This is a genomic window from Aurantimonas endophytica, assembly GCF_014196845.1.
Lineage (GTDB): Bacteria > Pseudomonadota > Alphaproteobacteria > Rhizobiales > Rhizobiaceae > Aurantimonas > Aurantimonas endophytica.
In genome coordinates, this window is the sequence record NZ_JACIEM010000006.1 from 17,472 (window position 1) to 41,151 (window position 23,680).

23 protein-coding genes are annotated in these 23,680 nt (G+C 68.9%); 10 read left to right on the forward strand and 13 right to left on the reverse strand.

Features of this window, described 5'->3' with window-relative positions; genetic code table 11:
* Positions 1 to 50: 50 nt before the first annotated feature.
* From GGR03_RS20475 to GGR03_RS20485, 3 genes are read right to left on the reverse strand one after another with little or no spacing between them, the layout of a single operon-like run.
* Positions 51 to 845 (reverse strand): DUF429 domain-containing protein, encoded by a 795-nt coding sequence (locus GGR03_RS20475; protein ID WP_183210660.1) that lies wholly within the window; start codon positions 843 to 845, stop codon positions 51 to 53.
* Positions 842 to 1,735, reverse strand: a complete 894-nt coding sequence (gene pdxY / locus GGR03_RS20480; RefSeq protein WP_183210661.1) for a pyridoxal kinase PdxY — start codon at positions 1,733 to 1,735, stop codon at positions 842 to 844. Before pdxY ends, GGR03_RS20475 begins: the two co-directional genes overlap by 4 nt.
* A 7-nt stretch (positions 1,736 to 1,742) precedes the next feature.
* Positions 1,743 to 2,000 carry a hypothetical protein gene (locus tag GGR03_RS20485; RefSeq protein ID WP_183210662.1) on the reverse strand — a complete coding sequence of 86 codons (258 nt, stop codon included), beginning with the start codon at positions 1,998 to 2,000 and terminating at the stop codon, positions 1,743 to 1,745.
* A 129-nt stretch (positions 2,001 to 2,129) separates the two neighbouring features.
* On the opposite strand from GGR03_RS20485, the gene GGR03_RS20490 reads away from it, so the two are divergent.
* From GGR03_RS20490 to GGR03_RS20500, 3 genes are read left to right on the forward strand one after another with little or no spacing between them, the layout of a single operon-like run.
* Positions 2,130 to 2,756: a LemA family protein gene (locus GGR03_RS20490; protein WP_183210663.1), complete on the forward strand. Its 627-nt coding sequence runs from the start codon at positions 2,130 to 2,132 to the stop codon at positions 2,754 to 2,756.
* Positions 2,757 to 2,779: 23 nt separating this feature from the next.
* A complete protein-coding gene (locus GGR03_RS20495) occupies positions 2,780 to 3,613 on the forward strand; it encodes a TPM domain-containing protein (RefSeq protein WP_183210664.1) in 834 nt (277 codons plus the stop codon).
* Positions 3,614 to 4,252, forward strand: coding sequence for a TPM domain-containing protein (locus tag GGR03_RS20500; protein ID WP_183210665.1), 639 nt, complete (start codon positions 3,614 to 3,616; stop codon positions 4,250 to 4,252).
* 27 nt (positions 4,253 to 4,279) lie between these two features.
* On the opposite strand, the gene GGR03_RS20505 is transcribed toward GGR03_RS20500, so the two are convergent.
* The gene (locus tag GGR03_RS20505) at positions 4,280 to 4,858 is read right to left on the reverse strand and encodes a peroxidase-related enzyme (protein ID WP_183210666.1); all 579 of its coding nucleotides are present in this window, start codon (positions 4,856 to 4,858) and stop codon (positions 4,280 to 4,282) included.
* Positions 4,859 to 4,964: 106 nt separating this feature from the next.
* On the opposite strand from GGR03_RS20505, the gene GGR03_RS20510 reads away from it, so the two are divergent.
* Positions 4,965 to 9,869 carry an NAD-glutamate dehydrogenase gene (locus GGR03_RS20510; protein ID WP_183210667.1) on the forward strand — a complete coding sequence of 1,635 codons (4,905 nt, stop codon included), beginning with the start codon at positions 4,965 to 4,967 and terminating at the stop codon, positions 9,867 to 9,869.
* Positions 9,870 to 9,935: 66 nt separating this feature from the next.
* On the opposite strand, the gene GGR03_RS24690 is transcribed toward GGR03_RS20510, so the two are convergent.
* On the reverse strand, positions 9,936 to 10,061 hold the full coding sequence (locus tag GGR03_RS24690; RefSeq protein ID WP_281354625.1) for a hypothetical protein: 126 nt from the start codon (positions 10,059 to 10,061) through the stop codon (positions 9,936 to 9,938).
* A 192-nt stretch (positions 10,062 to 10,253) separates the two neighbouring features.
* On the opposite strand from GGR03_RS24690, the gene GGR03_RS20515 reads away from it, so the two are divergent.
* Positions 10,254 to 11,672: an MFS transporter gene (locus tag GGR03_RS20515; protein WP_183210668.1), complete on the forward strand. Its 1,419-nt coding sequence runs from the start codon at positions 10,254 to 10,256 to the stop codon at positions 11,670 to 11,672.
* Positions 11,673 to 11,915: 243 nt separating this feature from the next.
* On the opposite strand, the gene purH is transcribed toward GGR03_RS20515, so the two are convergent.
* Both purH and GGR03_RS20525 read right to left on the reverse strand, forming a co-directional pair.
* The gene (purH, locus tag GGR03_RS20520; protein WP_183210669.1) at positions 11,916 to 13,529 is read right to left on the reverse strand and encodes a bifunctional phosphoribosylaminoimidazolecarboxamide formyltransferase/IMP cyclohydrolase; all 1,614 of its coding nucleotides are present in this window, start codon (positions 13,527 to 13,529) and stop codon (positions 11,916 to 11,918) included.
* Positions 13,530 to 13,606: 77 nt separating this feature from the next.
* A complete protein-coding gene (locus tag GGR03_RS20525) occupies positions 13,607 to 13,762 on the reverse strand; it encodes a hypothetical protein (RefSeq protein WP_183210670.1) in 156 nt (51 codons plus the stop codon).
* Positions 13,763 to 13,877: 115 nt separating this feature from the next.
* Between GGR03_RS20525 and GGR03_RS20530 the strand changes: the two genes are divergently transcribed.
* Positions 13,878 to 14,192 (forward strand): plasmid stabilization protein, encoded by a 315-nt coding sequence (locus tag GGR03_RS20530; RefSeq protein WP_183210671.1) that lies wholly within the window; start codon positions 13,878 to 13,880, stop codon positions 14,190 to 14,192.
* Between the two features lie 39 nt (positions 14,193 to 14,231).
* Here GGR03_RS20530 and GGR03_RS20535 read toward each other — a convergent pair whose 3' ends face one another.
* Genes GGR03_RS20535 through GGR03_RS20545 form a run of 3 tightly spaced genes read right to left on the reverse strand, consistent with a single transcriptional unit; the run spans position 14,232 to position 15,771 of the window.
* Positions 14,232 to 14,567 (reverse strand): Atu4866 domain-containing protein, encoded by a 336-nt coding sequence (locus GGR03_RS20535; RefSeq protein WP_183210672.1) that lies wholly within the window; start codon positions 14,565 to 14,567, stop codon positions 14,232 to 14,234.
* Positions 14,564 to 15,043 carry a carboxymuconolactone decarboxylase family protein gene (locus tag GGR03_RS20540; protein WP_183210673.1) on the reverse strand — a complete coding sequence of 160 codons (480 nt, stop codon included), beginning with the start codon at positions 15,041 to 15,043 and terminating at the stop codon, positions 14,564 to 14,566. Before GGR03_RS20540 ends, GGR03_RS20535 begins: the two co-directional genes overlap by 4 nt.
* Before the next feature lie 11 nt (positions 15,044 to 15,054).
* Positions 15,055 to 15,771 (reverse strand): SDR family oxidoreductase, encoded by a 717-nt coding sequence (locus tag GGR03_RS20545; RefSeq protein WP_183210674.1) that lies wholly within the window; start codon positions 15,769 to 15,771, stop codon positions 15,055 to 15,057.
* A gap of 105 nt (positions 15,772 to 15,876) precedes the next feature.
* Here GGR03_RS20545 and GGR03_RS20550 point away from each other — a divergent pair, with 105 nt between their 5' ends.
* Positions 15,877 to 16,767, forward strand: coding sequence for a LysR family transcriptional regulator (locus GGR03_RS20550; protein WP_183210675.1), 891 nt, complete (start codon positions 15,877 to 15,879; stop codon positions 16,765 to 16,767).
* Positions 16,768 to 16,805: 38 nt separating this feature from the next.
* On the opposite strand, the gene GGR03_RS24830 is transcribed toward GGR03_RS20550, so the two are convergent.
* The 3 genes from GGR03_RS24830 to htpX form a co-directional block, all read right to left on the reverse strand.
* Complete coding sequence (locus GGR03_RS24830) at positions 16,806 to 18,491, reverse strand: heparinase II/III domain-containing protein (RefSeq protein WP_183210676.1); 1,686 nt, start codon at positions 18,489 to 18,491, stop codon at positions 16,806 to 16,808.
* A gap of 166 nt (positions 18,492 to 18,657) precedes the next feature.
* Positions 18,658 to 20,064, reverse strand: a complete 1,407-nt coding sequence (locus GGR03_RS20560) for an RsmB/NOP family class I SAM-dependent RNA methyltransferase (protein ID WP_183211041.1) — start codon at positions 20,062 to 20,064, stop codon at positions 18,658 to 18,660.
* 71 nt (positions 20,065 to 20,135) lie between these two features.
* Entirely contained in the window at positions 20,136 to 21,065 is a 930-nt protein-coding gene (gene htpX, locus GGR03_RS20565; RefSeq protein WP_183210677.1) for a zinc metalloprotease HtpX, read from the reverse strand.
* 303 nt (positions 21,066 to 21,368) lie between these two features.
* Between htpX and GGR03_RS20570 the strand changes: the two genes are divergently transcribed.
* The 3 genes from GGR03_RS20570 to GGR03_RS20580 all read left to right on the forward strand — a co-directional run bounded on the left by GGR03_RS20570 (position 21,369) and on the right by GGR03_RS20580 (position 23,679).
* Positions 21,369 to 21,590 (forward strand): DUF1674 domain-containing protein, encoded by a 222-nt coding sequence (locus GGR03_RS20570; RefSeq protein ID WP_183210678.1) that lies wholly within the window; start codon positions 21,369 to 21,371, stop codon positions 21,588 to 21,590.
* Between the two features lie 252 nt (positions 21,591 to 21,842).
* Positions 21,843 to 22,286: a thermonuclease family protein gene (locus GGR03_RS20575; protein ID WP_252920341.1), complete on the forward strand. Its 444-nt coding sequence runs from the start codon at positions 21,843 to 21,845 to the stop codon at positions 22,284 to 22,286.
* Between the two features lie 118 nt (positions 22,287 to 22,404).
* Positions 22,405 to 23,679: an SAM-dependent methyltransferase gene (locus GGR03_RS20580; protein ID WP_183210679.1), complete on the forward strand. Its 1,275-nt coding sequence runs from the start codon at positions 22,405 to 22,407 to the stop codon at positions 23,677 to 23,679.
* Position 23,680 lies beyond the last annotated feature (1 nt).

Here is a 23,680-nt window from a genome sequence, read left to right on the forward strand (position 1 = left end):
CCAGTAGCGTTTTGCTGCGGCGCGATCAATCGGGATCAGCGGCCGCCGCGTCAAGCCCAGATGGCGATGGGAAGCCCGTGCGCGTCCTGGGCCGGCGGATCCGGATAGGGTCGCGCGGTCCCGACCGCCCGGCGGGCGGCGACGAGGAGCAGGGCCGCGCCATCGACGCTGTCGACCAGCGCGGCGCCGGGCGGCGGCGGCGCATGGAGGAAGTCGCGGGGGATCGCGTGGCGCAGGAGCAAGGCCCGCCGCTCCTCGATGCCGGCCGCGTCGACGACATTGCGGACCCGCTTGGGCGTCGCCATCGCCGTCCCGCCGTTCAGCGCCATGAAGGCGACCTCCGGGTGACCCTCGACGACCCGGGCAAGCAAGGCCGGCCGGGCCCGCAGGATCGCGTCCAGTTCGAGGATCCGGGCAAACATCGAAAAGCCCTGGATCGAGACGCCGCGCGGCGGGTGTGACGTTTGCCGCGCGACCGCGCAGCAGCGCTGATGGGCTTCCCGGCGCGCCAGCTCACTGGCGTAAGGTGGTGCAGCGGCGACCACGGCGCGGCGCGCGGGCATCGAGAAGACGCTCGACTGGCGCATGCCCAGCAACGGGCGAACGGCCTTCTCGGCCGCCCGGCCGGGTCCTTCGATCCGCTCGGGAAGCCCGATCGGCATGCCGACGACGATCTGGGCGTCCTCGCCGATCGCGTCGAGGAGAAAGCCGAAGCGGGGAAATACGCGCGCCGTCGGCAACGTCCGCCCCGGCAGGGCGTGCACGGCCAGCCAGCCGCCGCGGCAGGCGCCGACGCCGCAGATCTCGACGGCGCCAGGAAATACCGCGGGCGCGGTTCCGTTCATGCCCGTCGGTTGCCGCCTGGAAAGGCGAGACGGCGCATGTGCACCATCGCCATCGGATGGCGCAGGCTGTCGGCGTCGATCTCCACCGTCAGCTCGTCGGCACCGCGCTTGCGGGTGCGCGCCAGGATCTCGAACACCGTCGCCGTCGTCGTCTGCAGCGCCTTTTCCGGACCGAGGCCCGACAGGATCCGGGCGAGGAAGACCGCCGAGGTCAGGTCCCCGAGACCGTGCGGCGCGTCCTCGATCGAGCGGTGCTCGGCGAGATGGGCGGTGAAGTCGTGGACCAGCAGGTTGCCGATGCCCCCGCGCAGCATGGCAAAGGCCGAAGTGACCAGGAGCTTGTCCGGGCCAAGCGCGCTTGCCGCCTCGGCGAGATGGGCGTTGTCGGCGAGCTCCAGCCCGCAGAGCATCTCCAGCTCGAACCGGTTCGGCGTGGCGATGTCGGCAAGCGGGATCAGCCGGTCGCGGATAGCGTCGAGGGTCGCCTGCGGCTGGTACAGCCTTCCCTGGTCGCCGACCACCGGGTCGCAGAGATAGATCGCCGACGGATTGGCGCGCTTGACGGCCTCAACCAGCCTTGCCGCGGGCTCCACCTGCGCACTGTCGCCGAAATAGCCGGTGAGGATGGCCCCCACCTCGCCGAGCCAGGACGAGCCGGCGAGGTCGTCGACAAAAGCGGCGAAATCGGCCGCCGGCGGCACGATCCGCGTCGCCTTGCCGTGGCCGGCATGCCAGGGAAGCGTCACCGTCGGCACCGACCAGACCGGAAAGCCCAGCGACTCCAGCGCGAAGACCACGGCGCGGTTGCCCACCGTGCCGCGCGCGACGTGGCTGGAGATCGAGATCACGGCCGGGCGGTCGCGCGGGTTCCGGGGTTCGGCTGTCGACACGGTCCGCTCAGTTTCCGAAAAGCTGGGAAGCAAGGAGGAGGGAGAGGACGACGAACCCGACGATTCCGGCCATCCGGCCGATCCGCGTGCCGATGACCTCGAGCCGGTCGTTCTGGTCTGCGTCTCCGGCCATGAAATGCTCCCGGGTCCGGGTCAGCATCGCCTCGGTATGCGCCCCAACCTGCGGCTCCGTCTCCTGGCGCACCCGGTCGAGAATGGCCTTCGCCTCGCGCTGCCTTGCATCGTCGTCATGATGGCCTGTCATGACAGAAGCAGTGTCGGAAAAGCCGCCCGAGGGCAACTGCCCGCGGCCATGTTCGGCTTCTGGATCGCAGACCGATACGCTAGAGTGCCGCGCAACGGGCCTTTTGACCCCAGCTTACCGGAGACCACCATGCAGATTGCCGACCGCGCCCGCCCGAGCGGCGCCCGCGCCCTCCTGACCGGCCTCGCGCTGATGCTCCTCGTGCCGCTGCTGTCGGCCTGTGGGATCAACGCGATCCCGACCTACCAGGAGCAGGCGCGGGCCGCCTGGGCGCAGGTCGAGAACCAGTACCAGCGCCGCACCGACCTGATCCCCAATCTCGTCGAGACGGTGAAGGGCTTTGCCGAGCAGGAGCGCGAGGTGCTGACCGCCGTGGTCGAGGCGCGTGCAAGAGCCACGCAGACGCAGATCAACGCCGACCAGCTGACCGATCCCGCTGCCGTGCAGCAGTTCCAGGCGGCGCAGGACGAACTCTCCGGCGCGCTGTCGCGCCTGCTCGTCACCGTCGAGGCCTATCCGGAGCTGCGCTCGAACCAGAACTTCCTCGCGCTGCAGAGCCAGCTGGAAGGCACCGAGAACCGCATCTCGGTTGCCCGCCGCGACTATATCGAGGCCGTGCGGGTCTATAACACCGAGCTGCGCACCATCCCGGGCCGCTGGATCGCCGCCATCTTCTATTCCGATGCCGAGCCGATGCAGCCCTTCACCGCCACCGCCGGCTCCGAGACCCCGCCAGCGGTCAATTTCGGCAACTGATGGCCGGGCGGATTGGGCGTAGCATGCGAGCGACCACGATAGCAGCGGCGGGCCGGATGGCGGTCGCTCGGCTGGCGACGCTCGCCCTTCTGGCGTTGCTGGCCCTACCGGCCGGTGCACAGGAATTTCCGGCGCTCACCGGAAGGGTGGTCGACACCGCCGACCTGCTCGACCCGGCGGCCGAAGCGACGCTGACCGAGCGGCTCGCCGCCTTTGAAGCCACCTCCAGCGACCAGGTCGTGGTCGTCACCGTCCCGGATCTACAGGGCTTCGAGATCGCCGACTACGCCAACCGGCTCGCCCGGCAATGGGCGATCGGCCAGGCCGGCGAGGACAACGGCGTCGTCTTCCTGGTCAGCCGCGACGACCGCGCGGTACGGATCGAGGTCGGCTACGGGCTGGAGGGCACGCTCACCGACGCGCTGTCGAGCCTGATCATCCAGAACGACGTCCTGCCGGCCTTCCGCGCCGGCGACTACCCGGGCGGCATCACGGCTGGTGTCAACGGCATCCTGCAGGTCCTCTCCGGCGACGCCGCCGAGCTGGAAGCAAGGGCGGAGCGCAACCAGAACTGGAGCGAGGAGGACGTCGCCGAGGGGCTGTTCTCGCTGTTCTTCTTCGGGGTCTGGGTCTTCGTCATCGGCATGTTCCTGATGACACGCCTGGCCCGGATGCGCGGCCGCAAGGTCGGCAAGAACCGCTATCGCTGGCTCGGCATGACCTGGGCGATGGGTGCGGGATCCGGCATGGGCGCCGGCGGCTTCGGTGGCGGCGGCTTTGGCGGCGGCAGCGGCGGGGGTGGATTCTCCGGCGGCGGCGGCTCGTTCGGCGGCGGCGGATCCTCGGGGAGCTGGTAGATGGCGCAATTGACCTTCACGCCGGCGGACCACGCCCGCGTCACCGACGCCATCCGCGCCGCCGAGGCCGCGACCACCGGCGAGATCTACGCCGTCTTCGCGCGGTCGAGCGACGCCTATGTCTTCGTCCCGGCGACGGTCGCGCTCGGCCTGTCGCTGCTGGCTGCGCTCGTTGCCGCATTGCTGGCGCCGCTCGCCGGCTTCGCCATCTCCGCGCTGGCTCTCGTGCTGAGCCAGGTCGCGGCGACGGCGCTGCTCCTGGTGCTCTTCGCCGCGATGCCGCGCCTGCGCCTCGCCTTCGTGCCGCAGGCCATCGCCGAGGAGCGGGCGCACCGCACCGCCTTGGCGCAGTTCTTCGCCCACAATCTCCATTCGACGAAGGGACGAACCGGCATCCTGATCTTCGTGTCGGAGGCCGAGCACTATGCCGAGGTCCTCGCCGACGCCGGGATCGCCGCGAAGGTGCCGCAGGAGGCCTGGGACGCGATCGTGGCAAAGCTGATCGAGGCGGCGAAGGCTGACCGGCTGGCGGAAGGCTACATCGCCGCGATCACCGCCGCAGGCGCGATCCTCACCGAGCATTTCCCCGGCGACCACCGCAATCCGAACGAGATCCCCGACCGGCTGGTCGAGATCTGACCGCCGGCCAGGACGGCCGGCGTTCCGCTACCGCGCCATGGAATGATATTCGGCGTTCGGGCGCATGTCGGTCGCGGCGGCGACGCGGTTCGACATGGCGAAGAATGCCGCCACCGATGCGATGTCGAAGATCGCCCGGTCGCTGTACCCGGCGTCGCGCAAGGTCTGCCGGTCCGCCTCGACGATCGTGTCCGGCCGCTCGGTCAGCTTGACGACGAAGTCGAGCATCGCCGTGCGCTGGGCATCGAGCCCGGCGGCCCGCCAGTTCTGCGCGATTTCCTCGCCGAAGCCGGGATCGCCCGAAAGCTGCCGCACCGCCGCGCCGTGCGCGGTCAGGCAGTAGTGGCAGTGGTTGATCGCCGAGACGACCACCGCGATGATCTCGCGGTCGAGCTTCGACAGCTCGCTAGGGGCCAACATCAGCTCGTTGTAGAAGGTCGAGAAGGCATCGAGCTTGCCTTCGTCGAAAGCGTAGGCGCGGAGCACGTTCGGCACGAGGCCGAGCTTCTCGACGCATTTGGCGAAATACGCCGCCGTCCGTTCCGACGGCGGTGACTGCGGCACGAGATCGAGTGCCGTGACCGGCCGCTTTTCCTGGTGGTCCATCCTGCCTCCCCGGGCGCCCCGATCGTCATCCTGGCGTCGAACATTGGGCGCACTCCCCTATCATAGGTCTCGCGAGCCATCAGGGCGAACGGGGCAGGGGCACGGCATGAACCATCGCGACATCGGCAAGGCGGACATTCTGAAGGCGGTGGTGGCCGCCGCCGGGGAAGGCAGTCCCGCCGCGACGCTCGCCCCGCTGCTGTTCGCGCGCCCGCCCGCCGACGATCTCGCGGCTTTTTCGCCGGAGGCTCTGGCGTCCGCCGCGAACGCCGCCGCCGCCGCCCTCGACGCGCATCGTCCGGGGCAGACGATCGTGCGGATCGAACGTCCTGCCGGTTTCGCCCGGGGCGACGACGCCCAGGACCTGATCACCGTGGTCAGCGACGACATGGCGTTCCTGTTCGATTCCGTCACCGCCGAGATCGTCGAGAAGTCGCCGGGCATCAACTATATCTCCCACCCGGTGCTGGACGTGCGGCGCGGCCCGGACGGCAGCCTCACGAGCTTCTCCGTCACCCATCCGAGCGACGCCGGGTCCGGGTCGGCCCTGCGCACCAGCCTGATCCAGTTCGCGGTCGAACCGCTCGGCGAGCGCGAGGCGGCGCCGGCGCTGAAAGCCTCGCTCGAGGGCATCCTCACCGAGGTGCGGCAGGCCAACACCGATTTCGGCGCCATGCGCGAGCGCGTCACCGTCGCGGTGGAGGCGCTGCGGCGGCGCGCCGACGCCCTCTCCGACGATCGGGAGCGGACGCTGATCGCCGAATCGACGGCGCTGCTCGAATGGCTGCGGGACGACAATTTCATCTTCCTCGGCTGCCGCGAATACGACTATCTCGCCGAAGCGGGCGGCGAAGCGCTGGCCCGGCGCTCGGAAGACGGGCTCGGCATCCTCGCCGATCCGGACGTGCGCATTCTCGGACGAGCCACCCGGCCGCTGACGACGACGCCGGAAATCCGCGCCTTCCTCGAGGCGCCGACGCCCCTGATCGTCACCAAGGCCAATGCCCGCTCGCGGGTGCATCGGCGCGCCTACATGGATTACGTCGGCATCAAGGAATACGACGAGGCCGGCCGCTTCGCAGGCGAGGTCAGGATCGTCGGCCTGTTCGCCTCCAGCGCCTATACCCAGTCGATCCTGACCATCCCCTATCTGCGCCTCAAGGCGGAGACGGTGATTGCCCGCTCCGGTTTCCGCCGGGGGTCGCATTCCGGCAAGGCACTGCTGAACGCGCTGGAATCCTATCCGCGCGACGAGGTGTTCCAGATCGACGTGGAACTCCTGGAGGAGTTCGCCGCGACCATCGTCGAACTCGGCGAGCGGCCGCGCGTGCGGATCCTGTCGCGGGTCGACCGCTTCGACCGCTTCGTCTCGGTGATCGTCTTCGTGCCGCGCGACCGCTACGATTCGCGGCTGCGCGAGCGGATCGGCACGCTGCTCGCCGAAGCCTATGACGGGCATGTCTCGGCCTATTACCCGGCCTTCCCGGAAGGCCCGCTCGCCCGCGTCCACATCATCATCGGCCGGGTCGGCGGCACCACGCCCGACGTCGACCCGGCGCGGCTCGAGGCCCGCATCGTCGAGATGGCGAAGAACTGGGACGACGCATTCTCAGCGGCCCTTGCCCGCGCCGGCCGGCCCGCCGCCCTGGCAAGCGTCGCGCCCGGCCTGCCGGACAGCTATCGCGACGTGATCGCGCCCGCCGAGGCGGTGGGCGATGCGGAGATCATCCAGAACCTGCAGCCGGGCCAGGCGCTGCAGATGGATTTCTACCGGCGCGACGGGGACCCGGCGGAACTGCTGCGCCTCAAGATCTATCATCTCGGCCGGGCGGTCTCCCTGTCGACCCGGGTGCCGATCCTGGAGAACATGGGGTTCGGCGTCGTCTCCGAACGGACCTTCCGGATCGCGCGTCCTGACGGCGAGATCATCCATCTGCACGACATGGACCTTGTTCGGCGGCGCGGCGGTGCGATCGAGCTGGAGGGCTCGGGACGCCCGCTGGAAGCGACCTTCGCCGCGGTCAGCGCCGGCCGGATCGAGAACGACGGCTTCAACGCGCTGGTGCTGGAAGCCGGGCTCGGCTTTCGCCAGGCCAACGTGCTGAGGGCCTATGCCCGCTATCTGCGCCAGGCGGGGCTCTCCTACTCCCAGGACTATCTGGCCGAGGCGCTGCTCCGGCACCCTGCCATCGCCCGGCTGCTCTGGCAGCTCTTCGAGACGGCCTTCGACCCGTCTCGCGAGGCCGCGTCCGACACCCCGCCCGCGCCGCGTGACGAGACGCTCGCCGAGCCGGAGCGGCGCAACGCCAGGAACGCCGCGGCGCGCGGCGCCGGCGATGTACACGCTGCCATCATCGAGGCGCTGGACGAGGTCGATTCCATCGATGACGACCGCATCGTCCGGCGCTTCCTCGGCGTGATCCTGGCGACGCTCCGCACCAATTTCTACGCCGTCGACGGCATCTCGGACGCAGGTGATTCGGCCCCTGGCCACGTCGATCCGGCCCTCGCCTTCAAGCTCGATTCCGCCGCCGTCGAAGGCCTGCCGGCGCCCGTGCCGTTCCGCGAGATCTTCGTCTTCGACGCGCGGGTGGAGGGGGTGCATTTGCGCTTTGGCAAGGTGGCGCGCGGCGGCCTGCGCTGGTCCGACCGGGCGCAGGACTACCGCACCGAGGTGCTCGGCCTGGTCAAAGCCCAGCAGGTCAAGAACGCCGTCATCGTGCCGGTCGGTGCCAAGGGTGGCTTCTATCCCAAGAAGCTCCCCGACACCGGGGATCGCGATGCCTGGTTCGCCGCCGGCCGGGCTGCCTATGTGGTGTTCATCGCCTCGCTGCTCTCGCTCACCGACAACATCGCCGGCGACACGGTCGCGGCGCCGGCGATGATCAAGCGCTACGACGGCGACGATCCGTATTTCGTCGTCGCCGCCGACAAGGGCACCGCGACCTTCTCCGACACCGCCAACGCCATCGCCCAGTCGGCGGATTTCTGGCTCGACGACGCCTTCGCCTCCGGCGGGTCGGCCGGCTACGACCACAAGGCGATGGGCATCACCGCCCGCGGCGCCTGGGAAGCGGTGAAGCGGCATTTCCGCGAACTCGGCCGCGACATCCAGGCCGAGCCGTTCACCGTCGTCGGCTGCGGCGACATGTCGGGCGACGTCTTCGGCAACGGCATGCTGCTGTCGCGCCAGACGAAGCTCATCGCCGCCTTCGACCACCGCGACATCTTCATCGACCCCGATCCCGACCCGGCGACGTCCTTTGCGGAACGCCAGCGGCTGTTCGCGCTGCCCCGCTCTTCCTGGGCCGATTACGACCGGGCCAGACTCTCGGCCGGCGGCGGCGTCTTCTCGCGGCGCGAGAAACTGATCAGGCTGTCGGAGGAAGCCGCGGCGGCGATCGGCTGGGACCGCCGCCAGGGAACACCCGCCGAGGTCATCACGGCGATCCTCAAGGCGCCGGCCGATCTGCTCTGGTTCGGCGGCATCGGCACCTATGTCCGGGCATCGGCCGAGACCAACGCCGATGTCGGCGACCGCGCCAATGACGGCCTGCGCGTCACGGGGCTCGACCTGCGCGCCAAGGTCGTCGGCGAGGGCGCCAATCTCGGCGTCACCCAGAAGGGCCGCATCGAGTTCGCCCGCGCCGGAGGGCGGATCAATTCCGACGCCATCGACAATTCCGCCGGGGTGAACACCTCCGACGTCGAGGTCAACATCAAGATCGCGCTGAAGGGCCCGATGTCGGAAGGCCGGCTGTCGCGCCCGGATCGCGACACGCTGCTGGCCTCGATGACCGACGAGGTTGCCGAGCTCGTGCTCGCCAACAATTACGAGCAGACGCTGGCGATCTCGCTGGAACAGCGGCTCGGTGTCTCGGCCCTGGCGCTGCAGTCCCGCTTCATGACAATCCTCGAGACGGCGGGATCGCTCGACCGCACTGTCGAAACCCTGCCCGGCGACGCCGCGATCGCCGATCTGCGCGGCGCCGGCAGCGGCCTGACCCGGCCCGAGATCGGCGTGCTGCTGGCCTATGCCAAGATCACGCTGTTCGACCAGCTCGTCGCCGGCTCGCTGCCGGACGATCCCTATCTGGAAGACCGGCTGATCGACTATTTCCCGGTGCCGATGCGCCGCGACTTCGCGCGCGACATCAAGGGTCATCGGCTGGCGCCCGAGATCGTCGCGACGGTTCTCGCCAACGAGATGGTCAACCGCACCGGACCGACCTTCGGGACGATGCTGGGCGAAGCGACGGGCGCCTCGCCGTCGGACGTGGTGCGGGCCTTCGTCGCGGCCCATGACGGACTGGACGTTCGCTCGCTCTACGAGCGTGTGGACTCGCTGGACGGGCATCTGAACGGCGACATCCAGAACGGGCTTTATGGCGAAATCCGCCGGTTCCTGATCCGCACCACCCGCTGGTTCGTCCGCAACGAGCGCTTTGAAGGTGGCCTCACCCCGGCCATCGTCGACAGCCGGGAGGCGCTCTCCCGCCTGCGTCCCGGCCTCCTGGACCTCGCCACCGACGCCGCGCGGGAAGAGGCCGGCAGCCGCGCGGCAAACTGGGTCGAGAAAGGCGTCCCGGAAGAACTCGCAGCCGACATCGCGGCGCTGCCGCTGGTTGCGCTGGTGCCGGACATAGCCTCTGTCTCACGTGAAACAGGCGCGCCGCTGGAGCGGACCATCGCCTGCTATTTCGCCATTACCGGCCTGTTCCAGATCGGCCGGCTCGAGGCAGCGATGTTCGCGATCGACACCGCCGACTATTATGAGATGCTGGCGCTCGACCGCGCGGGCAGCGAGATCGCCATCGCGCGGCGGCGCCTGACCGCCCACGCCCTCGGATCGCATGGGGAGGCCGACGATCCGGCGGCGGCATGGGCCGCTGAGGGGCAGGAGGCGGCCGAAAGGATCAGCGCCCAGATCGCCGCTTTGGCCGGGTCGGGCGAGACTTCCGTCGCGCGGCTCACCGTTGCCGCCGGTCTGCTGGCGGATCTCGCCAGCTAGAAACAGAAGCGGGCGGAGCCCCTATAGGAGCTTCGCCCGTGCTGCCGAGACGCAAGGCCGCAAGCCTTACTTCTTCTTGTCGTCGCTCTTGGCGGCAAACTTGCCCGGCACGGTCGAGGGAACCGGTGCCACCTTCTTGTCCGCCTTCGGTTTGCGGACTTCCTTGTTGCTGCGCATCTGACCCTTGGCCATGGCGATATCCTCCAGATCCTGATCGATCCAAGGCTCTCGATAGCATACGGCCAGCCGTCCGTGCAGCCTCCTCCTTAAGCCTAACCATAACGCTCGCTTGCCCCGGCGCGCGACGGGACGTAGAGCGATGGCGGGCACCATCGGGTCCATGAATGACGTCCCCGGATTCGGGGGGCGAGGAGCAGTACGAGCATGGCCGACGCAACGCTGAGCCGCGACGGGCCGCCTTATCGGATGCCGCTGCGGCGCCCCGGCGTCTGGGCCTGGATGACCTTCGACTTCGCGGCCCAGCCGCTGTTCACCGTCATCATCACCTTCGTCTTCGGTCCGTATTTCGTTTCCCAGCTGGCGCCCGATCCCGCCACCGGCCAGTTCTGGTGGAGCGCCGCCGCGACGGTCGCCGGCCTGTTCATTGCCTTGCTCTGCCCGCTGCTGGGCGCCATTGCCGACCGGGCCGGACCGCGCAAGCCCTGGATCGCCGCCTTCGGGGTGGTCCAGGTGATCGCCCTGGCGCTTCTGTGGTTCGCCGCTCCCGGCTCGCCGCTGGTGCTGGTGGCGCTGCTGATCGTGCTGGCGCAGATCTCGGCGGAATTCTCTATCGTCTTCAACGACGCGATGATCCCGCGCCTCATCCATGTCCGCTCGATCGGCCGCGTCTCCAACATCGCCTGGGGCCTCGGCTATGCCGGCGGCATCATCTTCCTGATGTTCACCCTCGCCTTCCTGGCGGGTTCGGCCGACACGGGCCTGACGCTGCTCGGGCTCGAGCCGCTGTTCGGACTTGATCCGGCAGAAGGCGAAGGCGCCCGTGCCACGGGGCCGCTCGCGGCGCTGTGGTATCTCGTCTTCGTCCTGCCGATGTTCTTTCTCACCCCGGACCGCAAGCCGGAGCGGCCGATCGGCGCCGCCGCCCGCGACGGGATCAAGGACCTCAAGGCGACGTTCCGCGAGATCCGATCCCGGCCGGACCTCTTCCGCTTCCTCCTGGCGCGGATGTTCTACCAGGACGGCGTCAATGGCCTGCTGATCCTCGGCGGCGCCTTCGCTGCGGGCATGTTCGGCTGGTCGCTGACCGAAAGCGGGCTGTTCGGCATCATCATCAACGTCGCCGCCATTGCCGGCTGCCTGCTTGCCAGCGTCCTCGACGCAAAACTCGGTTCGAAGGGCGTCGTGGTCATGTCGATCGTCTGCCTGGTCATCGCGACGATCTGCATCGCCTCCACCGCACCGGGCTTCACGTTGTTCGGACTTCTGACCTTCGCGCCTGTTGCGGAGGGCGGTCTGTTCGCCAGCGGTGCCGAGCGGAGCTTCGTCGTCTACGGCATGCTGATCGGCCTCGCCTACGGGCCGGTGCAGGCATCCTCGCGATCCTGGCTGGCGCAGTCGGTGACCGCCGAGGAGGCCGGCCGCTATTTCGGCTTCTACGCGCTGATCGGCCGGGCGACGTCGTTCCTCGCGCCCGCCTCCGTCGCCGCCCTGACGGCCATCGCCGCATCGCTTACCGATCCGGTGACGGCGTCGCGGATCGGCATGTCGGCGATCATCCTGTTCTTCGCCCTCGGCCTTGCCTTGCTGTGGAACACGAAAGGGCCGTTGCGGCAGGAAGGCTGAGGGAGCGGCACGCTTCGCCGGGTCCGCGCCGGAACGGCGCGTGGCCGGGAAGACGGGCGCTGGTCAGCGCCGCCTTCGCCGGGCCGGGCACAGGGGTCGGTGCCTGGATCGAACACCCCGGGGGAAAGGTGTTCGGCGATGGGGCCGCCAGTCCATCCGTGGTCGGCCCCACCGGAACAGGTCCTTATCGCAGCGCCGGCTTGCGCGAGGCTTTCGCCAGGCACAAGCACCAGGGCGCGCGCCTCAGTGGCGGAAGTGCCGCATCCCGGTCATCACCATGGCGATGCCGTTCTCGTCGGCGGCGCGGATGACTTCGTCGTCGCGCATCGAGCCGCCCGGCTGGATCACCGCCGTCGCGCCCGCCGCGACGGCCGAGAGCAGTCCGTCGGCGAACGGGAAGAACGCATCCGACGCCACCACCGATCCGCGCGTCAGGGGCTCGGCGAGCCCTGCCGCCTCGGCGGCGTCCTCGGCCTTGCGGGCCGCGATCCGGGCGGAGTCGACGCGGCTCATCTGGCCAGCGCCGATCCCGACGGTCGCGCCGTCCCGGACATAGACGATGGCGTTGGACTTCACGTGCTTGGCGACCCGGAACGCGAATTTCAGGTCGGCCAGCTCGCTCTCGCTCGGCGCGCGCTTCGTCACCACGGTGAGGTCGAGATCGTCGACGACGCCATTGTCGCGCGTCTGGACGAGCAGGCCGCCCGCGACCGACTTCACCGTCAGGCCGGGTGCGCGGCGATCGGGCAGGCCGCCGGTGAGGAGCAGGCGGAGGTTCTTCTTCGCCGCCACGACCGCGATCGCGTCCTCGTCCGCCTCGGGGGTGATGATCACTTCGGTGAACACCTCGACGATCGCCTCGGCCGCCTCGCGGTCGAGGCGGCGGTTCATCGCGACGATGCCGCCGAAGGCGGAGACCGGATCGCAGGCCAGCGCCTTGCGATAGGCCTCGACGAGGCTCGTCCCCTCGGCGACGCCGCAGGGATTGGCGTGCTTGATGATCGCGACGGCCGCGCTTTTCGCGGGATCGAACTCGGCCACCAGCTCGAAAGCGGCGTCGGTATCGTTGATGTTGTTGTAGGACAGCGCCTTGCCCTGCAGCTGCCGCGCCGTGGCAACCCCCGGCCGCGCCTCGGCCGTGCGGTAGAAGCCGGCGCTCTGGTGCGGGTTCTCGCCGTAGCGCAATGTCTCGGACAGCGTACCGGTGAAGCTGCGGACCGCAGGCATGTCGCCGACATCCGCCGCGAACCACTTGGCGACGGCGGCATCATAGACCGCGGTGGCACCGAAGGCTTGCATGGCAAGGCGCTTGCGCAGCGCCAGCGTCGTGTGGCCGCCTCGTTGCCGCAGTTCCTCCAGCACCGACCCGTAATCGCCCGGATCGACCAGCACGGTGACATAGCCGTGGTTCTTGGCGCCGGCGCGGATCATTGCCGGCCCGCCTATGTCGATGTTCTCGACGATCGTCGCGCGGTCGGCGCCGCCGGCGAGCGTTTCGGCGAACGGGTAGAGATTGACCGCCAGGAGGTCGATACCCTCGATGCCGTGCGTCGTCATCGCCGCCGCGTGGTCCGCATCATCGCGGATCCCGAGCAGTCCGCCATGCACGCCCGGGTGCAGCGTCTTGACGCGTCCGTCCATGATCTCCGGAAAGCCGGTCAGCTCGGCGACGTCGCGCACCTTCAGGCCGGCCTGGCTCAGGGCCCTGAACGTACCGCCGGTCGAGATCAACTCGACGCCGAGCTCGGCAAGGCCGGTGGCGAACGGCACGAGGCCGGTCTTGTCGAAAACCGAGAGCAGTGCGCGGCGGACCGGGACGCGGTCCGGCAGGGGCGTGGCGTTGGCTTCGACGGACATGCGGCTTCCCGTGATCGTGGCTGAAGCCCGTCTGATAGTCGCCGCCCGGCCGCCCGGCAATGCCTGTCGGCCGCTACCTACGGCTTCTCTCGGACGGGCGGCGCATCGCCGCGCAGCGGCGCCGACCGTTCGCCCAGATCGTCGAGCGTGTTGGGCAGGACGCCGACGGCGCGGTTCATGCCGCAGCCGGCGAGCAGCAGCGTGACGGCGAGGAGGGAGAGGGTACGGATCATGCCAACTAGCTGGGGCGGTGCCTTCAACCTGTAAAGACTTCGACCCGCCTTTGGCGGGAACGCGCGCCATGATCGACCGTTTTCAGCTGAATATGCCCGCGCACAGGAGGACGCCATGCCCCGGGGCGACAAGTCCAAATACACCGACAAGCAGGAACGCAAGGCAGATCACATCGCCGAAGGCTACGAAAAGCGCGGCGTGCCGGAGGACGAGGCCGAACGGCGGGCCTGGGCGACCGTCAACAAGGACGATGGCGGCGGCAACAAGTCCGGCTCCGGCCGCGGCAAGCAGACCGGCAATCCGGCCGCGCACAAGGGCGGCAAGAAGGGCGGCGAAGCCTCGGCCTCGCGAACGGCCGAGGAGCGCTCGCAGTCGGCGAAGAAGGCCGCCGCCACCCGCAAGCGCAACGCCGCGCATGCAGCCAGCTAGATCGGCGGGCGGACGTCGCGCGCCCGCCCGCCTTCAGCGCTATTCCTGGCGGTGGAACACCATGCCGCCGTGGTACAGTACGCCGTCCCGGAACTCGCCGTCGGCGGTGAAGCCGGTGTCGTCCCAGTAATCGATATGGTTGCCGCGGACCTCGTAGCGCCCCTGATAGGCGCTCTCGCGAGTCCCCCGCGCTTCGTCGTAGCGCCCGTTGGGCAGCAGTTCGTGGCGGACATGTCGGTCCTCCGTCACCCACATCCCGACATAGGGGTGGGTCTGCTGGGCGGACTGCCTGTTCGTTGGAGCTGTCATGTCGGCATGGACCTTTGGTGTGACGAGGGTCGCGGCGAGGATCAGGAAGAACGGCAGGGTCTTCATGGCGTCGTCCCCTCGCTGGCCGAGCGTCGTTCCGCAAGGACTTCCGACAGCGACTGCGACGCCGCGATCGCCCTCGAGAAGCCGGCCGGCACGGTGATCAGGTAGATGATCTCCTTCAGCTCCTCCTCGGAGACGCCGATATTGAGCGCATAGCCGGCATGGACCTGCATGATCGCTGTCTGGCCGGTGGCCGCGAAGGCCGCCACCGCCGCGAGCTGCCGGGTCCGGTCGTCGAGCCCCGGCCGCGACCAGACATCGCCGAGCGCATAGGCCTCGGTCGCGTCGGCCAGGAAGGGAAACTCCTGGCGCATCTGTTCGAGGTTCTGCTGCGGCACGCCGTCGTTGAGCTTCATGATCACCGCCGCCCCGCGCTCGCGACGGGCTTCGGTGGACTCCGCGACGGCGGACGACACGCCCGCCAGCAGGAGAGCGGCGGCAGCGGCGGCGCGCACGGGTGCTGTGGTGGGGATTAACATGGCTGGCCTCCTCATTGACTTGCGGTGGGGCGGACGACGATCTCGTTCACGTCGACATCGTCGGGCTGCTCGATGGCGTAGCGGACCGCCCGGGCGATCGCCTCCGGTTTCAGCGCAATGGCCCGATAGGCCTTCATCGCCTCGGCAGCGACGGGATCGGTGATCGTGTCGGCGAGTTCGCTCTCGACGACCCCGGGATGCACGCAGGTGACCCGCAGGCGGTCGTTCTCCTGCCGCAGCCCCTCCGAGATCGCGCGCACGGCGTATTTGGTGGCGCAGTAGACGGCTGCAGTCGGCACGACGCGCAGCGCGCCGATCGAGGCGATGTTGACGATATGGCCGGAGCCACGCGCCGTCATCTGCGGCAACACGGCAGCGATGCCGTAGAGAACGCCCTTGATGTTGACGTCGACCATCCGGTCCCACTCGTCGACCTTCATCGACGCCATGGGCGACAGCGGCATCACGCCGGCATTGTTGACGATCACGTCGACGTGGCCGAAGCGCTCGCGCGCCGCATCGGCGAAGGAAGCGACATCGGCGCGATCGGTGACGGCGAGGCGGCGAACCAGAACTTCGCCGCCGATCTCCGCCGCCAGTTCTTCCAGGCGATCGGTGCGGCGGGCGCCGAGGGCGAGCCGGGCGCCGGCCCTGCCCAGTTCCCGGGCAATGGCGGCGCCGATGCCGCTGGAGGCGCCGGTGATCAGGATGGTTTTGTCGAGGGACATCGGGATTATCCTTTCATGACGTCTTCGATGGCCAGAAGGATAGGCACGTGGCACTGTCGTTATAATCCGGTGATTCCTAACCAGACTGGAAAGTCCTGCTAACCAATGCAGCTTGATCTCAATGCCGTTGCGGTATTCGCCGTCGTCGCGGAGGAGCGGAACTTCCGGGCCGCGGCCGACCGCCTGGGCGTCACCCGCTCCGCCGTCAGCCAGACGATCCGGCGCATGGAGGAAAACCTCGGCGCGGCCCTCGTCCAGCGCACGACGCGCAGCGTCAGCCTGACCGAGGCGGGCGAGCGGCTGTTTGCGGAAATCGCGCCGGCCGTCGCCGATATCCGCACGGCGCTCGACGAAGCTACGCTGCTGACCGGGAGACCGCGCGGCCGCCTGCGCCTCGCCGTCTCGTCCATTGCCGAGCATTTCCTGTCGGGGCCGTTCCTGGCCGGCTTTGCGGCGGCCCATCCCGAGGTGTCGCTCGACATCACCGTGACCGACGAGGAATTCGACATCGTCGCCGAAGGCTTCGATGCGGGCGTGCGCCTCGGCGAGGTAATCGAGCAGGACATGATCGCGGTCGCGGTGGCCGGGGACGAGCGGCAGCTGGCGGTCTGCGCGCCCTCCTATCGCGACCGGTTCGACGTCCCGACGCACCCGGCGGAGCTCGCCTCGCATAGCTGCATCGGCTGGCGACCGTCGCCGAAGGCAGCCCCCTATCGCTGGGAGTTCGCCGAAGCAGGCAAGGAATTCCGAGTCGCGGTCCCGCCGCGATTCACCACCAACGACATGGCCCTGATGATCAAGCTGGCGGTCGCCGGAGCCGGCATCACCTTCGGCATGGAACAGAGCTTCCGACCGCTGATCGAGCGCGGCGAACTGGTGCCACTCCTCGAGGAGTTCTGCCCGTACTTTGCCGGCTTCTATCTCTATTATCCGAGCCGCCGGAACGCTCCGCCGAAACTGCGCGCGCTGATCGAGCATCTGCAGCGCCAGCGTTGATGCTCGGAACGACCGGGGAACCCTGCCGGAGCCCGGGCCTAGCGTTCGCGGTCGAAGCGCCAGGCGACGCCTTCGGGCGACAGCGCGTCGAACGGCACGACGATCTGCAGGGTGCGGCGCGCCCCCGCGGCATCGGCGAAGAAGATCGAATCCTCGATCTCGCAATGCGAATCGCAGCGGAAGAGCCAGGTCTGGTCGCGGACGCTGAGCCGGATCGCGGCGCCGGCGGTCTCCACCACCACCGACGGGTGGAGATGGAACCGCGCCGTCGCGTCGCGGGCGATCATCTGCGGGCGATGCCCGCTGCCGCGCAGGAAGCGGTCGGCGCCGAACACCGAGCGCCCATCGCGGGAGACCTCGATGCGGCGGCTGTGCAGGAGGCCGAAGCCGCGATCATAGCCGTCATGCGTCGCCTCGAAACCGAGGCCGCTGTCGCCGGTTTCGGCGCAGTCGACATGGGTCGGCCCCGGCACCAGCGGCGTGCCAAGGAACCGGTCGAGGCTTTCCGACCGGGCGAAGCGCGAGGAGGACTGGTCGGCAATAGTCACGGTCGAATGCGCCGCGGTCGACCGCGACAGCCGACGCCAGTCGCCGTCCTCACCCACCGGCCGGCCGCAATTGACGACGATGCGACTCGCCTCGCTCGACAGCTCGAAGGACAGTGTGCCGGCATGGGCGCCGCCTGAAAAGGCCGGTTGCGGCGGACAGCCTGTGTCCGCGATCACCACGGTCTGGTCCGCGGCCAGGCGGTGATAGCCGGACTGCCTGGCATGGAACATCGGCTCGCCCAGCGTTTCGTCGAAGCGCAGCAGCACGGAGAGGAGATGGACGTCGCCCGCCCCGGCGCCGTTGAACAGGGCCAGCGATCCGTCCGAATGGCGGAAGAAGCGCAAGGCCGGCAGCATCCGGTCGATGGCGGTGTAGATGCCCTTCGGCACCGGCTGGCCCTGCCCGACGAAGGTCTGTCGCAGCGGGATCATGTCGGCGAGGATGCGCGCGACGGCGCCGGGATCGCGCGACACGTGGCCGCCATCGGGAAAGATCTGCCGCTCGAGCTCGTCGGCGAGATGAAGTGCGGCGATGCGGATGCGGGCATTGGGCGTCGGCAGGCAGAGCGCCGCCAGGGCCAGGGCGATCCGCACCGTCAGCCGGGGCATCCCGTCGGGCGCTTCCTGGGCGATCGAGCGCAGATAGCGGGCCTGGCCGGCCAGGCTCTTCATGAAGCGGCGATAGAAACCGATCTCGGCGTCGGTCAGCAGCAGATCGGCATGCGTCATCCAGGCGATCACCCGCCGTGCCGTCACCGCCGGCTCGAAGGCGGGACCGGCAATCGTCCGGCCCTTGAAGCGGATCCAGTCGTCGACGAGGGCACGGGCATTGGCGACCGCCAGCGCGTCGCCGGCTTCGGCATGATGGCGCAGCCAGTCGAAGCCGTTGAGCTCCGCCGTATAGGCCGGGCTCGGCAGCGCCAGCTCGAAGATCGACGAACGCCCTGGCTCCAGCAGCTGGCCGGCGAAATGGAACCGTCCGGCGTAGATCGCTTCGGCAACGACCGGATCACCATGTCGCAGGTTCGGCGGCACGACCAGCAGCCGATCGGGAACGCCGCCGGCGAAGCGCCAGCGATGGATCGGCCCGGTGCGCAGCCGCCGTCGAGCCCGCCGCCACGCTTCCCGCAGCGTCAGGACCGCCAGCAGCGGTCTATCCACGAGGCTCGTCGACACGTCCTCTTCCCAGCTCCGGACGATGTCCGGTCCCGTCGCCCAAATTGGGCGTCACCGGTTCTCCGCCTTCCGGCGACGAAGCCGGGACGCCGGCTCTCTGGCGCCAAGTTTCTGCCGATATGGTAAAGGTTTTGCTAAGCCGCTGGCGAGTCCCGGACGGTCTGCCTCAGATGCGACGCAGCCGCGCGGCAAAGAATCCGTCGAGACCACCGCCAGCTCCCTCGCCGCCGCCCATCATCTCGGGCGTCGTGCGCAAGTCTCCGGCCGCCGTCAGGGCAAAGGCGAAGCCCGGCAGCTCCTCCGGCAGGACCGGGTCCCGGACGAAATCCGGCCGCGCCGTGAGGAACGCCGCGACCAGGTCTTCGCCCTCCAGCGGATCGAGCGAGCAGTTGGAGAAGACGAGACGCCCCCCGACCGCCAGCATGTCGGCGGCGACGCCCAGGAGACGGGCCTGCACCCCGGCGAGCTTCTCGATCTCGGCCATGTCCTTGGTATAGGCGACGTCGGGATGCCGGCGGATCGTACCGGTCGACGAGCAGGGCGCATCAAGCAGGATGGCATCGAAAGGCGTTTCGGGCTCGTGCGCGGCCACATCGCCGACCACGGTCTCCGCCTCCAGCTGCAGCCGCTCGAGATTGGCCTTCAGCCGCTTCATCCGGTTGGCGTTGATGTCGAAGGCGGTGACCTTGCCGCCGGCAAGGATCAGCTGCGCGGTCTTGCCGCCCGGCGCGGCGCAGAGATCGGCGACGCGCTGCCCGGTCAGATCGCCGAACAGCTGCGCTGGGAGCGCCGCGGCGGCGTCCTGCACCCACCAGTCGCCTTCCGCAAAGCCCGCAAGCCCGGTCACCGCGCCGTCGAATTCGCCAAGGCGCACGGTCGAGCGTCCGAGCGGGGTGCCGCCGAGGCGTTCGGCCCAGCCGGCCGCGTCCGCCTTCACCGTCAGGTCGAGCGGCGCCGGCGTCATGTGCGCCAGGGCGATCGCCTGCGCCCGCTCCGGCCCATAGGTGGCGACCAGCCGGCGCATCAGCCATTCCGGTACGTTGTCAGAGGGCTGGCCGATGCTTGCCAGCGCCTCCTTCTCCCGCGATAGGCGGCGCAGCACGGCGTTGATCATGCCGGCAAAGCGCTGGCTGCGGGAATCGATGTTGGCAGCGGCGACCGCGAGGTCCACTGCCGCCGAGTCCGGGACGTTGAGATAAAGGATCTGCGCCGCGCCGACGTGCAGAATGTGCTTCAGCGACGCCGCATTGGGCGGCAGCGGCCGGTCGAGGCAGGCGTCCAGCGCCCGGTCGATCGTACCGCGGAAGCGCAGCGCCGTCAGGATGATCGCCTTGACCAAGCCCTGGTCGCGCGGCTCCAGCGCACGCAGGCCCGGATGCCCGCCGGTCGGATCGAGCAGGCCGTCTGCCGAGGTCTTGGCGTCGACGATCGCCGACAGGAGCTTGGCCGCGACCAGGCGGGCGCCGAGGCCGGGCCGGTCGCCGGCCGAGTAGCCGTCCGGCACGAAGCCGTCGGGACCGGCGGGAATGCGGGCGTGATTACCGCCGCGATCCTGCGATGCCTTGCCCGGCAGCGGGCGCTTGCGCGGCGCCGAGCGGGAGGCGTCGAAATTGCCGCCGCGGCGGGACTTCTTGCCGTCGGCGCTCAACCCCAGGGTCCACGACGGGTGCCGCGAGCGGAAGCCGCGGGCGGCGCAACGCGCTGGTTCGCGCTGCGGCCGATGCCAACCCCCATCTCCGCTGCCATCGCCTCGAGCGCCGCGATCCGGTTGGCCGGGTTCGGATGCGTCGAGAACAGCCCGTCCATGCGCTGGCCGGACAGCGGATTGATGATGAACATGTGGGCGCTCGCCGGATTGCGCTCGGCGTCCTGATTGACGATGCGGCCGGCGCTCTTCGCGATCTTGTCGAGTGCCGTGGCAAGCCAGAGCGGATTGCCGCAGATTTCCGCGCCGCGCCGGTCCGCGGAATATTCCCGCGTCCGGCTGATCGCCATCTGCACCAGCATCGCCGCGAACGGCGCGACGAGCATGCCGACCAGCAGCCCGATCATGCCGAGCGGGTTGTTGTTGTCGCGATTGCCGCCGAAGAAGAAGGCGAAATTGCCGAGCATGGAGATCGCGCCGGCGAGCGTCGCAGTGATCGTCATGATCAGCGTGTCGCGGTTCTGCACATGCGCCAGCTCGTGCGCCATCACGGCCGCGACTTCCTCAGGAGTCAGCCGCTCGAGCAGGCCCGTCGTCGCCGCGACGGCGGCATTCTCCGGGTTGCGGCCGGTGGCGAAGGCGTTCGGCTGCGGGTTCTGGATGACGTAGACCTTCGGCATCGGCAGGCCGGCATTGGCCGAAAGCCCCTCGACGATGCGGAAGAGTTCCGGCGCGGTGCGGGCGTCCACCTCGCGGGCATGGTGCATCCGCAGCACCATTTTGTCGGAGTTCCAGTAGGAGAAGAGGTTCATGCCGGCCGCGACCACGAACGCGATCATCATGCCGGAGCGTCCGCCGATCAGGAAGCCCACCCCCATGAAGAGGGCGGTCATGAAGGCAATCAGCATCGCCGTCTTGATCATGTTCATGCGGGGGTCGTCCTCCGTTCGGTGCCGCGCGTCCAAACCGCGCTGTGTCGGCGGGAAATCTGGGGATCGCAGGGGCTTTCTTCAATGCTGAAAGGCGCGCCGAGGAGGCTGGTCGGCGCTCGCGAGACCCGAGTTGCAGCTGGCCCGCGGGCCGACGGCCAGGCCCGGATGGCGAAAAGGGCTTCACCCGTCCGAGCCGATGCTTATGTGGAGGGAAGCGCTCGGCCGTGCCGCGGTCGCCTCCGGGCCGCGGGCGCAGGCCCGCACAACCGACTCGATATGCAGCGGATGAGGAAATCGACGATGACGGACCTGCCGGAGAGTGGCCACCCTTCGCCCGAGCTGCCGGTAAGAGCGGAGCTGCCGGAAGCGGCGCGGCGGGCGCTGGCGGAAGCGGCGGAGCGACGCCGGCAGCGCGAAGCCGCGGGTGCCACAGAACGCCCGATGGAGGTGAACGGCCCCAAGGGTCCGGAACCGATCCGCTACGGTGACTGGGAGAAGAACGGCATCACGTCGGACTTCTGAGGGCACCATCGCTCCGGGCATCTCGCCCGCTGATTGTGGGTGTCGCATCCTAAACCCAACGCCACCCGCGCCATGATATACCGTAAGGTCAGATATTCCGGCAGCCGCAACCGGATTGCACTGGAAGCAGCATAGGAATATTATCCGGCATCGTCATTGATTCGCCGGCAGGGCTCATTGCTTCCTTCGCGCTCCACTCTCTGCGGTTGCATCGCTACAGCATTGCTCGCGGCGTCGGTCTCGTCTCCGGTCGTGGCCGACGATCGCTATCCGCGAAAGATCGCCGGTCCCGTCGAAGCGCGGGTCATCAAGGTCCGTGACGGCGACACGGTCGAGGTCGAAGCGTTCGTCTGGCCGATGCAGGCCGTGCAGGTGGCGGTGCGACTGCAGGGCATCGACGCGCCCGAGCATCGCGGCAAGTGCGATGCCGAGAAGGCAGCGGCGGCCAAGGCCACCGATCGCCTGTCGGCCCTCGTGGGCGGTCAGAGCGTGACATTGGCCGAGATATCCGGCGACAAATATTTCGGCCGCGTGCTGGCGACGCTGTCGACGGCGGACCATCCCGATCTTGCCAGGGTCCTGCTCCGCGAAGGTCTCGTCGCCCCTTATGGCGGCGGCAAACGCCGCGACTGGTGTATCGGCGCGGACGGCCAGGATCTGAGCGCCGTCAAGGCAGGCACGCTCAGCCCCGGCTGATCCCGATCGGCCTGCCGACGGCCGACCTTCGCCCTCGTTACGGATTGCCGTTCACCGCCTGCCGCGATATGCGCAGACGGTGGCTTGCGAGCAGTTTCACGTGAAACGGGAATGGGCGATGGCGACGGGCGAAGCGAAACTCGAGGCCATCGTGCGCGAGGCCGTCGCGGCCTTTCAGCCGAAGATCGCCGTGCGGCTCTGGACTGGCGAGCGGCTCGGTCCGGCGGATGGGCCGGTCCTCGCCCTCAACGACCCTGCAGCGCTGGCGCGGCTGGCGATTAGCCCGCGCATCGCCACGGCGGTCGAGCTTTGGATGTCCCGCGCGATCGACATCGAGGGCGGGACAATCTTCGACGTCGCCGCCGCGCGCTCCGACATCAAGACGCGCGATGCGTTGAAACGCCTCGACAAGCTGAAGCTCGCGGCAGCCCTGCCGGCGCTCTATAGCCTCTCGCGGCAGGGCAAGCGGCAGGCGGTGGCTGAGGCCGGCGATGGCGCCGGGGCCAGCGGCTCGTCCATGGCCGCAATCCAGTTTCACTATGATATCTCCAACGATTTCTACCGGCTCTTCCTCGACAGCCGCATGCTCTACTCCTGCGCCTATTTCGACGGCTGGCACGACGACATCGACAAGGCGCAGCACGACAAGCTCGACATGATCTGTCGCAAGCTTCGACTGCAACCAGGCGAGCGCTTCCTCGATATCGGCTGCGGCTGGGGCGCCCTGCTGATCCACGCCGCCGAGCATTACGGCGTCACCGGCCATGGCGTCACGCTCAGCCAGGCGCAGTACGATCTCGCCCGCGAGCGCATCGCCGCCAAGGGCCTGGCGGACAAGGTGACGGTCGAACTGAAGCCGTTCCAGGACCTCTCCGGCACTTTCGACAAGATCGCCTCGATCGGCATGTTCGAGCATGTCGGATGGGACAATCACGACGCCTATTTCAAGGCGGTGCGCGGCCTGCTGCGCCCGAAAGGCCTTTATCTCCACCACGCCATCACGCGGCCGGCCAAGGCGACAGACGCGAAATTTCGCAAGGGCACGAAGGAATATGCGGCGATCATCCGCTACATCTTCCCCGGCGCCGAACTCGACCATGTCGGCCATTCGGCGCAGATGCTGGAAAAGCATCGCTTCGAGGTCCACGACGTCGAAAACTGGCGCGAGCATTATGCCCGCACCTGCCGCCTCTGGCACGATCGGCTCGTCGCCCGCATGGACGAGGCGGCGGCGATCGCCGGCGAGGAGCGGGCACGGCTGTGGCTCCTTTATTTGGCCGGCGTCTCGCTGGGCTTCGAACGCGGCGGCCTCCTGATCTACCAGACGCTGGCCTCGAAACGCGCCAAGGGCCCCAGCGGACTGCCGCCGACCCGGCGCGACCTCTACGCCTGAA